The following is an 11,247-nucleotide window of genomic DNA, read 5'->3' on the forward strand; positions in this document are numbered from 1 at the left end:
GCCGCGCGTCCTCAGGAAGGAGGCGGCGCCGTCGTACGCCTGACGATGAGCTGGTGGGGCGCGACGGCGGATCGGACCGCCCCGACCGTGCCGTCCAGTTCGTCGATGAGCATCTTGGTAGCCAGCTCCGCCTGTTCGTCGGGCCGTTGTCCCACGGTGGTCAGGCCCATCGCGTCGGCGAAATCGTGGTCATCGATCCCCACCACCGAGAGGTCCTCAGGGACCCGCACGCCTACGCGTGCTGCTTCGAAGATGACGCCCATGGCCATTTCGTCGGAGGCGCAAAAGATGGCGGTCGGCTTCGGGCCGGGCTGGGCCCAGAGGCGCCGGAACGCCTCTTGGCCGCTGCGGACCGTGAAATCGCCCCATTCGTCCCACTCGTGGCGGGTGGGCAGCCCCGCTCCTGCCATAACGTCCTTGAAAGCCAGGATCCGCACGCGGGGAACGTCGAAGTTAAGGTCCGTTTCGTCGTCGCCGTGCAGGAGGGCAATGTCCCGGTGGCCGAGGTCGATCAGGTGCCGTACGGCGGTGGACGCTGCGGCGTAGTCGTCGATGCCGATGTACGCGCACTCTTCCACATGGCCACCCACCACGATCAGCGGGATATCAATCTTTTGGAGATGGTCCAGTTCCTCGTGGCTGAGCGCCATACAAAGGACAAGCAGGGCGTCAATCTGTTTGTAAACCATGGTCTTGCTGAATAGGCGTTCCCGGTTGCTGCCGTGACCGCCCAGGTTGAAGAGGGAAAGATTGTAGTGGCGGGCGTGAAGTTCGCGGTCCGCGCCCTCAATGGCCTTGGAGAAGAACCAACGGCTCACGAACGGTGCCAGGACGCCAATGGTCTTGGTGCGGCCGGTGGCCAAACCTGACGCCGACGACGACGCCACATAACCCAAAGCACCCGCCACCTCGAGGATCTTCTCCCTGGTGGCGGGCGAAACCCTGGGAAGCCCGCGTACGGCCCGGGAAACGGTGGCGGTGGAGACGCCTGCGGCTGCTGCCACGTCCTCAATGCTGACGCCGCTGTGGCCACCCCGTTGAGACCTCTCAGCCATGCGTGCCACCGTTTCCCCTCATGGGTTCAAACCAAATATCCGCTATGCAGTTGCCCCAAGCCATGCTAGGTTGCGGGCCGCCCGACGTCACAGTGTTACCTGCCTGCCTCCCCTTGCGTCTGATCCGCCTTTATGCGGATCAGCCCTGAGCCCGGTCAGCCCTTGAGGCCGCCGGCCAGGAGACCACGGACAAAGAAGCGCTGCAGGCCAAGGAACACCGCCAGCGGGACGATGATCGAGACGAACGCAGCGGCAGGGTTCAGGAAGTCCCTGTTGCCGCGGGTACCGGAGATCTCAGCGAGCCGTTGGGTGATGGGCGCTACGTCCGCCGTTCCACCCGAGAACACCAATGCCACCAGAAGGTCATTCCAGACCCACAGGAACTGGAAGATGGCCAGGGATGCCAGAGCCGGCACGGACAACGGCAGGATGATCCGCCAGAAAATGGTGGTGTGTCCTGCCCCGTCCACCTTCGCGGCCTCGATAACTTCGCCCGGGATCTCCGAGATGAAGTTGTGCAGCAGGAAGATGCCCAACGGGAGACCAAACATGGTGTGGGCGATCCACAGCTGGGCATAGGACCCGGGCGGGAGCTTCAGGACCTGTGTGAACAATGACAGCAGCGGGATGAGTGCCATCTGCAGGGGAATGATCTGCAACGCGAACACGAAGATGAACGTAGCCTCGCGGCCCCTGAAGTTGCCCCAGGCGAAGATGTAGGCCGCCATGGAGGCGAGCACCAGGACAAAGACAGTCACCGGAATGACAATCGCAAGGGAGTTGACGAAGTACTGCGAAAGGTTCGCCGACTGCGATCCGGCTGCTGCCGTGACGTCGACGTAGTGCTTGAAAGTAAAATCCCAGTCGGCAAAGAAGTTCCACCAACCATCCGAGCGCGGGCCCACCTGCTTGGCCGCGGGACGGATGGAGGATACCAGGAGACCGAAGGTGGGCACGGTCCAGATCGTCGCAATGATCACGGCGGCCGCAGTGGCCCACCGTGACGTGAGCTTGGTCTTGACGCGCCGCATGATCGGTGCGGAATCCTCCGGCGTCGCGGGACGGCCTTTGTCTTTGCGTGACTGGGTCCGGGAAGAGTTGGCCGCCTCATCCGGCGCTGGCATGACGGTCATCGGATTTCCCTTTGCTGACGAAGTACGCGGGCGTTGTAGACCACTATGGGCAGTACGAGAAGGAACAGGACGAGGGCCAGCGCCGCACCCCTGCCCGGTTCGCCGGCGCGGAATGCCTGTGTGTACATCTCGTTGGCGATCACGGACGTGTCATAGTTGCCCGCCGTCATGGTGCGGACAATGTCGAAGACTTTCAGGGTGGCGATGGTGATGGTTGTCAGCACCACCACCAAAGCGCCCCGAATGCCGGGAACCGTCACATTGCGGAACTGCTGCCAGGGGTTGGCACCGTCCAGGCGCGACGCCTCAACCAGTTCCACCGGCACGCCCTTGATGGCAGCAGAGAGGATCACCATGGCAAAGCCTGTTTGGATCCAAACCATCACGATGATGAGGAAGATGGTGTTTTCCGGGGCATCAAGAAGGAATTGCTTGGGGTCCATGCCCAGGGCAACCCGCACAGCGTTAACGACGCCAGTCTGTTCAATGCCGGGGCCGCGGTAGTCGTACACAAGTTTCCAGATGATGCCGGCGCCCACCATCGAGATGCCCACCGGCATAAAGACCAAAGCTTTGAGGGCATTTTCGCCGCGCGCCTTGTCAATGAACACCGCGTAAGCGAGACCGAAGACCGTGGACAGCAACGGCACCAGAACGGTCCAGATCACCGTGTTGCGGAGGGTGGCCAGCGCCTCGGGCTGGGTAAACATCCAGACGAAGTTATCGACTCCGTTGGGTTGGCCGGAGGCATTCGTGAATGCGAGGAACGATGTCTGCACGGCGGGATAAACCAGGCCGACCAGCATCAGGATTGCCGCCGGCGCCAAAAAGCCAACGATCGTCAGTTTGTCTTTGACTGATTTGGGAGCCCTGTCCACAATCAGCATGATCAGCCCAATTAGCGCGGCAAAAACCGCCAAGGCGATAAAAACTTGAAGAAATTTTCCTCCAAGAAACTCCATTGCCCAACCTCCGTGGTGTGCGTGGATCAGTTTGTTCGGAATCGACATCGCGCCCTTGGGACCTGTTGTCCCAAGGGCGCGATGCGAAGGAGGTTAGCTCTTAGGCCAGCTGCCTTCGATGCTGTCGGCAACCTGCTGGGCGGGAGTGCCGTTGATCCATGCAACGATGCCCTTCCAGAAGGAGTTGGAGCCCACGGCGCCGGGCATCAGGTCAGAGCCGTCGAAGCGGAAGACGGTGTCCGGATCCTGGAGCAGTGCGATGGACTGCTTGTCGAGTTCCGTCTGGGCACTCGCCGGGTCCAGTCCCTTGTTGGCACTGATGACACCACCGAGCTTGACACGGTTGTTGGCGAAGTCGGCGCTGGCCAAGTAAGCCAGGAAGGCCTGCGCCTCCGGGGTGTCCTTGTAAGCGCCCACCATCTCGCCGCCGCCGGTGATTGCCTGGCCCTTGCTGGGGTCGATCGGAGGCGTCATGAAAGCCCAGACGTCGCCATCGGGAGCCACGGCTGTCCCTTCCGGCCAGTTGGCGGCCTGGAAGTTGGCCTGGTGGTGCATGGCGCACTGGCCATCGAGGACGGGCTGGCCTGCCTGCGCGAAGCCGGTGGTCAGGATTGAACGAACGTCGCCGAATCCGCCGTTGACATAGTCGGAGTTCAGGAGGATCTCGCCGGTCTGGTTCAGCGCATCCACAATCTTGGGGTCGTTGAACGGAATCCCGTGCGTGACCCACTGGTCGTAGACCTCGGGGCCCTGGGCGCGGAGGACTACGTCCTCCACCCAGTCAGTGCCCGGCCAGCCGGTCGCTTCGCCGGATTCGAAGCCGGCACACCACGGCTTCATGGTGCCGTCATCGGCGATCTTCGACGACAGGGTCATCATTTCGTCCCAGGTCTTGGGAACTTCCCAGCCCTTGTCCTTGAACGTCTTCGGGGCGTACCAGACGTAACCCTTGACGTTCGCGAGCATCGGTGCCGCGTAGAAGGTCCCGTCCACCGTGCCGTACTTCTTCCAGTCAGCGGACCAGTTCTTGTCCACAAGATCCGAGACTGCCTTCGGAGCCGGCTTCAGGCCGCCTGCCTTGGCCTGATCGGCCAGGAGGCCTGGCTGCGGGAAGATGGCGACGTCCGGGGCGTTTCCTGCCTTGGCCCGGACACCGATCTGGGTCTCGAATTCCTTGCTGCCCTCGTATTTGATGGTTGCCCCGGTGCATTCCTCAAACGTTGCCCAGGCGGTTTCCAGGTTAGTAGCTTCGATGTCCACGATGGTGGAGTAGACGGAGACGGTCTTGCCGTCGTGCTTGCCGTAGCTCTCGTAGGCAGAGCAGTCGCTGCCGGTGGTGGTGCCGCCACCGCCCCCGCCGGGACCACAGGCCGTCAGGGCGAGCGCCAGAATTCCGGTGGCAGCAACCGGAAGCAGGTATTTGCGGTTTTTCATACTGAGGACTCCTCGGTGAGTTACAGAACTTCAACAGGTGAGACTAAGGTGACCGACATCTTCACGTGGTATGACTCACACACTAATCAGGCCCCGGCAAGGAATGCAAGCGTTTACACGCGGTTGTGTCCGAAAGGATATCTAGGCCCCAGCCCACCGGAGTTTGGGCGCAGCAGCGATGTTGTCCGAGACGGCGAGACGCCTTGGACGTGCGGCTATGCTGCCACAGGCAGCATAAGGAAGGGCGCCGCGCTCCCCGGGGAACGCGGCGCCCTTTAGGCATCGTGGGGTATACCCCATGGTTGGGCCTATTTGCCGCCCTTGAACAGACCGGCGATCTTCGCGCCAAAGCCCTTCACGTTCTCGGTCACGCTGCCGGCCAGCTCCTTGGCGTTTTCAGTAACATCGCCAGCAAGCTCCTTGGCGTTCTCAGCCACGTCACCGGCGAAGAACTCCTTGACGTTTTCTGCAGCTTCGCCCGCGAACTCCTTCACGTTTTCCGTGGCCTCGCCCGCGAACTCCTTCACGTTCTCCGCAGCCTCGCCAGCGAATTCCTTGGCCTTTTCTGCCGCGCCTTCGCTTGCCGCTCCGCTGCCAGTTACTTGCTCGGTCATAGTGTTCTCCTTGATTCCCCGGTTATTTCCATCCGGACAGTGGTGGTGGCCCGTTGCCTGGCGATGTTCGCCGGCATCGGCACGAACCGATGTCCCCCGGATCACACTAACGGACGCGCTCAGCGCGGCTGAACCGTGTCCTGGCCCCGGCACCAATGTGAATCAGGACGGGTGTCTGTTTTCCCACCACTTGGTCCAAGGCGTCCACCAGGGCAGAGACCTCGGCCGCAAGGAGATGCGGCGCCACGCCCTGGCGCGGCTGGAGCCGGATTTTCAAGGCAGGGCTGCCCTGGACATCGTAAGTTGCCACCGTGGCACCCGCCAGATCGGGCCGTTCAGCCAAGGCGTGCTTCAACGCCTGCTCCGCTACTCCCCCGCTGATCCGGACGTCCCCGGCCACTGTGCCGGGATCGTACTCAGCCACCAACACGTTGCTCCGGCCTTTGCCCTGCTGCGCGATCCAGGCAACCATCAGCCCGATCAGAACCACAAGGGCAAGCGCCATCACAATCCAGAGCCAGCTTTCCGGACGTCCTGGAAAACGGGTGTTGTCGAAGGCCTGGTTAACGCTGCGCCAGGCCGATCCGGACCAGGCATGCCACCAGGTTCCTACGGGTGGAACCGTGGCCAGCAGAACGAGCAGGATGCCCACGGCGAGCAGCTTGAGGCCGAGGATGCCCAGCAGGATCCGGTTGAGGAGCGAGGGTGTGGCCGTCATGCTCCAATCACTCCTACGGTGGAAATGTTCACGCGGACGTCAGGTACCGGGACCAGTGACATCCCGCTGAGTTCGTCCTGGACTGCGGCCAGCACCGCCGCTTCCGCTACTGGAACCCCTGAGGTGGGGCGCACGTTGACGATAGCCTGCCGCCGGGACACCACCACCATGACCTGCTCCGGGGTGACATTGGCAGCGAGCCGTGCGCTGCGTGCCAGTGCGGAGGCGATGACCTCGTCATCGACCACCACGGCGGACGAAGTTCCGATGCCGTTCAGCACGTGCCGGGCCCGTTTTCCCGGCAGGATGGCGTTGAGCAGGAAAAACATGCCCACCATGGCTACTACGGCACCGCTGGCACCGAGCAGCAACGGCGGGATACCCGCCGGAAGTGCAACGATGCGCTCCGCCGCCAGCTGTGGTTCGATCAGCCAGGCCGGCTGCCCGATGGCGTGCACAGCCGATTCGAGAAGACCGTAGCCGGCCAGGCCCATCACCAAGACAGCCGCCACTATTGCTACCGCTGCCCGGGAGGAATGGGTTTCCCGGTAGACGACCCGGCGCAAATCAGGTTGCGGCTGGGCCCGGGCGCGGCTTGTTGGCCTCGAGTCCAGGTCCCCGTCCACTGATCCTCCGCTCACTGGACCCGGCCTCCCTCGATCGGCTTAACGCCGCTGATGCGGATATCCACCCTGCTCAGACTCGCACCGCTAAGGGCCGTGACCGTCGAAAGGATCCTGGTTTTGGCATCGACCGTCCGGTCCCAAATGGATCCGCCGAACGCGGCGACCCGGCCGGGGTCCCTGAGCACAGTGGCCAGCGGCGGGATCCTGATAGGTGACACCAATGACAGAGCCAGCAGGCCGTCGTCGTCCGTCCAGTCCGCCCGGACATCGTGGGGCTCCACACCTAGGGCTTCCGCGGCCGCTGTCCTGGCAAGGCTGGTCAGGGCCTGCGTGCTGATGCGGTTGTGTCCGCCCAGGACCCGCCCCTGGATGGATGGTGCGGCTGACGTCATGACGAGGAGCGCCGGCCGATGATGGCATCCAGGACGCCGCGCAGGTCCAGTTTCCCTTCCGCTGCGCGGCCCAGGAGGGCGCCGACGGCCATAAAGAGGAGCGAGACCAGGAAGCCCCACAGCCCGAACTGGAAGGACATAAACGCTACGAAGGCGCCCATGGCGATCCCCACAACGGTCAGATTCACAGCAGTGCCTCCCTCTCGACGACGGCGACGGCGGGGGCTCCGGCCTTCACCGGCGGCGCCACATAGACATCGGTTATTTCGACGTTCACTTCAATGACCTGCAGGCCGACGAGTTCCTCGACCGCGCGGTAAACGGCTGCCCTGACCTGATCGGCCAGCGAATGCAGGGGCGACCCGTAGGAGGCCACCAGGCTGATGTCCACCGCCACCTGCGTCTCACCGACCTCGGCACGGACGCCAGTAGCATGGTCCGAACTGCCGACGGCGTCCCGGATGGCCCCCAGCGCACGCGACGGAGCCGAGCCCAATGAATAGACGCCGGGCACGGCACGGGCAGCGATGCCGGCAACTTTTGCCACGGCGGTCTCAGCGATCACGGTGCGGCCATGACCGGGCACGGGCGGCTGGCTGGTAGCAGGCTGGCTGGTAGCAGGCTGGCTGGTAGCATGCTGGCGCTCGACGCCCGCATCGGGTTGTGGGTTCTGGTATTCCATCAGACACTTCCCCTTCTGTTGTTCCCAACCCTATCCCCTGCGTGTGGGAACGCACGGGAATCCGTGGCGAGTCAGGCCAGCTTCCGGCCGGTCAGCGTAAATCCGGTCTTTCCGCCTTCGCTGAACACCGAAGTGTCAGTGTTGGACCAGTCGGGCAGGAAGAGATCTGTGACAACAGTGCCGCTTCCGGGGGCGAACACTTCCACCGAGGAGGTATCGAGCAGGATCCGCAGCTTCAGTTTTCCGTCCACGAGCGGGACGCTCACCTGGTGGTAGGGGCTGAACTTGTCCGAAAAGTTTGAGGTCCCTGCCGCGGACCGGTCAACCGTCAGCGTGCCGGACTGCGCCTGGTAGCGGATCTGGAGCCCGCGCAGTTCGATTCCGGCCTCCGCAGCACCGTCCGGCGTCAGTTCAACATCCAGGAGTTGGGACCTGGAGGAGAAGTCCTCCCCCAGCGGCTTGCTTTCATCGGCAACGGTGAGTTGCCGCTCGGAGGCAGCTCCACTGGACAAAACTCCAGCGGGGGCAGCGGCGATGGACGAGCGCAAGACGGGCCTGCCGCCGTCGTCGATACCGTTGCTGCCGCTGCCGGAGAGCGTCAGTTCGCGGGGAATTGCCATGGCGCCGCGCCACGGGGTGGTGGGCATCTTCTGGGCGTAGTCCCAGTTCCCCATCCAGCCGAAGAGGACGGGCTTGCCGCCGGGGGCGCCGGAGATGGTGGTGGCCGCGTAGAAGTCCGCGCCGTAATCCACCCACTGGTGGTCCTGCAGCGGAGCGTCCGGACCCGCGGCACCCTGGGCGCGGAACGTCACGCCGTCGAACTCTCCCGTGAAGTACTGCATGCCTGAGCCGCCGGCTATGCCCCCCGGGTTGATGCTGAGAAGCATGACCCAACGCCGTTCGTCGGTCCCCTCCATGGGAACCTCCAGGAGTTCAGGCATCTCCCACAGTCCGCCCTGGGCGCCGACACCGGAGAAGTCGCTGAGGAAGTCCCAGTGCAGCAGGTCCTTGGATTTATAGAGCTTCACCACGTGGTCGTCGGCCACGACGGTGGTCATGACCCAGTATTGTCCCGGCTCGTACCAGGTGACTTTGGGATCGCGGAAGTTCTGCGAAGAGGGTTGCAGATCCACCACCGGATTGTCCTGGTACTTCTTCCAGGTGCGGCCGTGGTCGAGGCTGTACGCGGCGGACTGGGCCTGGGAGCCTTTGGGCAGCGGGGCGTTGTCCTTGTAGGCACTCGTATATAGGGCAACCATGGCCGGCCGGTCCTTGCTGCCCAGCCCCGAGGTGTTGTCCGTGTCCACCACGATCGAGCCGGAGAAGATTTCCTCGGTCTCCGTGGCCTCCATGGCCACCGGCTCTTCCGCCCAGTGCACAAGATCGGTGCTGGTGGAGTGGCCCCAGGACATGTTGCCCCAGTCGTTGCCCTTCGGGTTGTACTGGTAGAACGCGTGGTAGGTGCCGTCTTCGTACACCAGGCCGTTGGGATCATTCATCCAGTTCTTTGACGGCGTCAGGTGCGCCGCAGGACGCCAGGGATCGCCGGCCGACGGCGTGGCGGCACCTTGGGAGGAACCCTCAGGAGGGTGGCTCCCGGCGTCGGGATTCACGTTCTGCGAATCAGGGGTGCAGCCGGCGGCTGTCACCGCCAGGAGCAGGGCGACGACGGCGGAAAGGGCCGGTCTGCTGGACCTGCGTCTGTCCGGGCTGCTCAGGTGCGGCCGGGAAGCGGTGAAGAAAAGCATGGGGATCCTAAAATTTGAGGCGGGGACGCCCGTGAATGTCACGGACGTCCCCGTTTACTGATTTCGCCCCGGTCAGGGGAGGTGCCGGCTACTGCTGGTGCCGGTCACCGTTAATGCCGGTCACTTGTAGTGGCCGGCACCGCCGACGTTGAGGTTGGTGGGCAGGTAGCCGAACGGGCCAAGGCCGTTCTGGCCGAATGTGCGGTCAACCTGTGAGATTCCGTCGCGGAAGTTGATCTTCACGGTGGGTGACAGGGATCCGCCGCGGACACCGTTCACGTTGTCGATGAAGGACTGCACCAGGCCGCCCGGCTGCACGTAGTGCGAATAGGCCTGGAACTGCCGGCCGTTCTGGCTGGGGGTTGGCCTTTCCGGGGATTCGGACGGCAGGTTCAGGTCCGTGGGCGAGGCCAGGGCCAGGCCGCTGTTGTTCATCGGCTGGTAGTCCGACCGGATGCCGTCACCGGCGAAGCCGTAGACGCCGTCAGGGCCGCGCATTCCCGCCGCGTAGGTGAACTGGTGGCTGATGGTGAACAGGTAGTACTTGTTCTTGCCGCCTTCGTTCTGGATGAAGATCTGCGGGCGTTCCGTCTGGTCGTTGACGCAGTTCGCGGACAGGATCGGCGGCAGGAAGGACCACTTGGTCAGGTCCTTGTTGTCCGCCACTGCCAGGCCCACGTTGGCGGTCTGGTAGTAGGCGCCGGAGCTGTTGACCTCATTGAGGTTCTCGGCGTTGGGGTCTCCCGGCTGGTAGCCGAGGTCCTCGGCCTTGCACTCGTATTCTCCACGGGTGCCGCCGGTGTTGCCTTCGAAGACCATGTAGGTCTTGCCGGGGTGTGCCGGGTCCTCGAACGTGTACGGATCGCGGAAGGCGAAGCCGGGGTTCTGGGCCTTGTTCTGGTACATCTCGCCGTCGGGCTCAAGGAGCTTGGTGTGCGTGAAACCGTCGAAGGTGACGCCGTTTTGGTCGGCGTGGATGTTGCCGAGGGCCTTGGCGATGGCAGCGTCAGGGGCGATGCCGCCGCCGCCGGCGTTCCGCTCGGCCACGTCGTAGAACGTGGTGGCCGTGTAGAAGACGTTGACGTGGTTGCCCTGCATCAGGCGGGTAGAACCGGACCATTCCGTGTTGCCGATGGAGGCGCCGTCAGCAAAGACGTGTCCGCCGTAGTTCCACTTGTCCGTGGCCGGGTCAGCGTTGGTCTTGCGGAAGAAGTAGCCGATCCGGGCGTTCCAGTGGCGCTGGTCGAAGCCGTAGCCAGCGTCACGGTCGGCCACGAGGGAGAAGATGACGTCCCAGCCCTTGTAGCTGATCTGGTTCGCGTTTTCGTCCGTGAGGGACCAGGTGTCCCAGACCCAGACGTCGTCATTCATGGTGGGGAAGTCTTCGGGGATCTCCGGCATGGTGACGTCCGGGCTCATGGAGTTCACGCCGGGAGCCACTGTGGAGTCGCTTTGGGCCATGATCTGCTTAGCGTCCGCGCGGGTCCACTTCGAGGTGAAGTCCGACGCCGGGTCATAGGCTTGCTGGCTGTGCGTGCTGGGCAGTGGGAAGCCCGGGGTGGGGGCCGGCATCTGCTGCGCGGCCGGCGGATCCGCCGGCTCGTTGGCCTGCGCTGAGGGAACGGCCAGGAAGACCGATGCCACTACAGCTGCAGCCAGTGCCGCGGCGGCAGGGCGCCACCGCAGCATCCGGACAGGTTGAGGGTGCTTGTGCATGTTTTGCTCTTCTCGCGGAGTTGAAACTATTCGTGGAAGACGGGCAGGTGCCCTGTTCCTCGAAACTCCGGCAGCCCCGACGACGCAACAGGCGTCATCGAGGACGCCGTTGTGTCGAGGGGTACGGGGCTTGGGTAGGGCCCCGCTTCAGGGCCAGGAACGATATC

At 63.6% G+C, this 11,247-nt stretch carries 12 protein-coding genes; all 12 read right to left on the reverse strand.

Translation table 11 applies throughout. The annotated features are described in order from the left end of the window. Positions 1-11: 11 nt before the first annotated feature. A complete protein-coding gene (locus AU252_RS07830) occupies positions 12-1,064 on the reverse strand; it encodes a LacI family DNA-binding transcriptional regulator (protein ID WP_058930230.1) in 1,053 nt (350 codons plus the stop codon). Between the two features lie 146 nt (positions 1,065-1,210). Then, complete coding sequence (locus AU252_RS07835) at positions 1,211-2,188, reverse strand: carbohydrate ABC transporter permease (RefSeq protein WP_058930231.1); 978 nt, start codon at positions 2,186-2,188, stop codon at positions 1,211-1,213. After that, entirely contained in the window at positions 2,185-3,150 is a 966-nt protein-coding gene (locus AU252_RS07840) for a carbohydrate ABC transporter permease (protein WP_058930232.1), read from the reverse strand. The genes AU252_RS07835 and AU252_RS07840 overlap by 4 nt, the downstream gene beginning before the upstream one ends. Positions 3,151-3,243: 93 nt before the next feature. Continuing rightward, a complete protein-coding gene (locus AU252_RS07845) occupies positions 3,244-4,584 on the reverse strand; it encodes an ABC transporter substrate-binding protein (RefSeq protein WP_058930233.1) in 1,341 nt (446 codons plus the stop codon). 308 nt (positions 4,585-4,892) lie between these two features. Continuing rightward, a complete protein-coding gene (locus AU252_RS07850; RefSeq protein WP_058930234.1) occupies positions 4,893-5,198 on the reverse strand; it encodes a hypothetical protein in 306 nt (101 codons plus the stop codon). A 106-nt stretch (positions 5,199-5,304) separates the two neighbouring features. Beyond that, positions 5,305-5,916, reverse strand: a complete 612-nt coding sequence (locus tag AU252_RS07855) for a hypothetical protein (protein ID WP_058930235.1) — start codon at positions 5,914-5,916, stop codon at positions 5,305-5,307. Beyond that, positions 5,913-6,530: a DUF6286 domain-containing protein gene (locus AU252_RS07860; protein WP_099093435.1), complete on the reverse strand. Its 618-nt coding sequence runs from the start codon at positions 6,528-6,530 to the stop codon at positions 5,913-5,915. The genes AU252_RS07855 and AU252_RS07860 overlap by 4 nt, the downstream gene beginning before the upstream one ends. Positions 6,531-6,553: 23 nt before the next feature. Further along, positions 6,554-6,934 carry a hypothetical protein gene (locus tag AU252_RS07865; RefSeq protein ID WP_058930237.1) on the reverse strand — a complete coding sequence of 127 codons (381 nt, stop codon included), beginning with the start codon at positions 6,932-6,934 and terminating at the stop codon, positions 6,554-6,556. Continuing rightward, positions 6,931-7,122, reverse strand: coding sequence for a hypothetical protein (locus AU252_RS07870; protein WP_056348767.1), 192 nt, complete (start codon positions 7,120-7,122; stop codon positions 6,931-6,933). The genes AU252_RS07865 and AU252_RS07870 overlap by 4 nt, the downstream gene beginning before the upstream one ends. After that, positions 7,119-7,616, reverse strand: a complete 498-nt coding sequence (locus AU252_RS07875) for an Asp23/Gls24 family envelope stress response protein (RefSeq protein ID WP_058930238.1) — start codon at positions 7,614-7,616, stop codon at positions 7,119-7,121. The genes AU252_RS07870 and AU252_RS07875 overlap by 4 nt, the downstream gene beginning before the upstream one ends. Positions 7,617-7,687: 71 nt before the next feature. Beyond that, entirely contained in the window at positions 7,688-9,364 is a 1,677-nt protein-coding gene (locus AU252_RS07880) for a glycoside hydrolase family 32 protein (protein WP_058930239.1), read from the reverse strand. Positions 9,365-9,484: 120 nt separating this feature from the next. Further along, positions 9,485-11,080: a glycoside hydrolase family 68 protein gene (locus AU252_RS07885; RefSeq protein ID WP_058930240.1), complete on the reverse strand. Its 1,596-nt coding sequence runs from the start codon at positions 11,078-11,080 to the stop codon at positions 9,485-9,487. Positions 11,081-11,247: the final 167 nt, after the last annotated feature.

Source organism: Pseudarthrobacter sulfonivorans (assembly GCF_001484605.1).
Classification (GTDB): Bacteria; Actinomycetota; Actinomycetes; order Actinomycetales; family Micrococcaceae; genus Arthrobacter; species Arthrobacter sulfonivorans_A.

Coding starts and splice junctions, on each gene's coding strand:
- AU252_RS07835 (WP_058930231.1), bottom strand. CDS start 2,188: ATGACCGTCATGCCAGCGCCGGATGAGGCGGCCAACTCTTCCCGGACC.
- AU252_RS07840 (WP_058930232.1), bottom strand. CDS start 3,150: ATGGAGTTTCTTGGAGGAAAATTTCTTCAAGTTTTTATCGCCTTGGCG.
- AU252_RS07845 (WP_058930233.1), bottom strand. CDS start 4,584: ATGAAAAACCGCAAATACCTGCTTCCGGTTGCTGCCACCGGAATTCTG.
- AU252_RS07850 (WP_058930234.1), bottom strand. CDS start 5,198: ATGACCGAGCAAGTAACTGGCAGCGGAGCGGCAAGCGAAGGCGCGGCA.
- AU252_RS07855 (WP_058930235.1), bottom strand. CDS start 5,916: ATGACGGCCACACCCTCGCTCCTCAACCGGATCCTGCTGGGCATCCTC.
- AU252_RS07865 (WP_058930237.1), bottom strand. CDS start 6,934: ATGACGTCAGCCGCACCATCCATCCAGGGGCGGGTCCTGGGCGGACAC.
- AU252_RS07875 (WP_058930238.1), bottom strand. CDS start 7,616: ATGGAATACCAGAACCCACAACCCGATGCGGGCGTCGAGCGCCAGCAT.
- AU252_RS07880 (WP_058930239.1), bottom strand. CDS start 9,364: ATGCTTTTCTTCACCGCTTCCCGGCCGCACCTGAGCAGCCCGGACAGA.
- AU252_RS07885 (WP_058930240.1), bottom strand. CDS start 11,080: ATGCACAAGCACCCTCAACCTGTCCGGATGCTGCGGTGGCGCCCTGCC.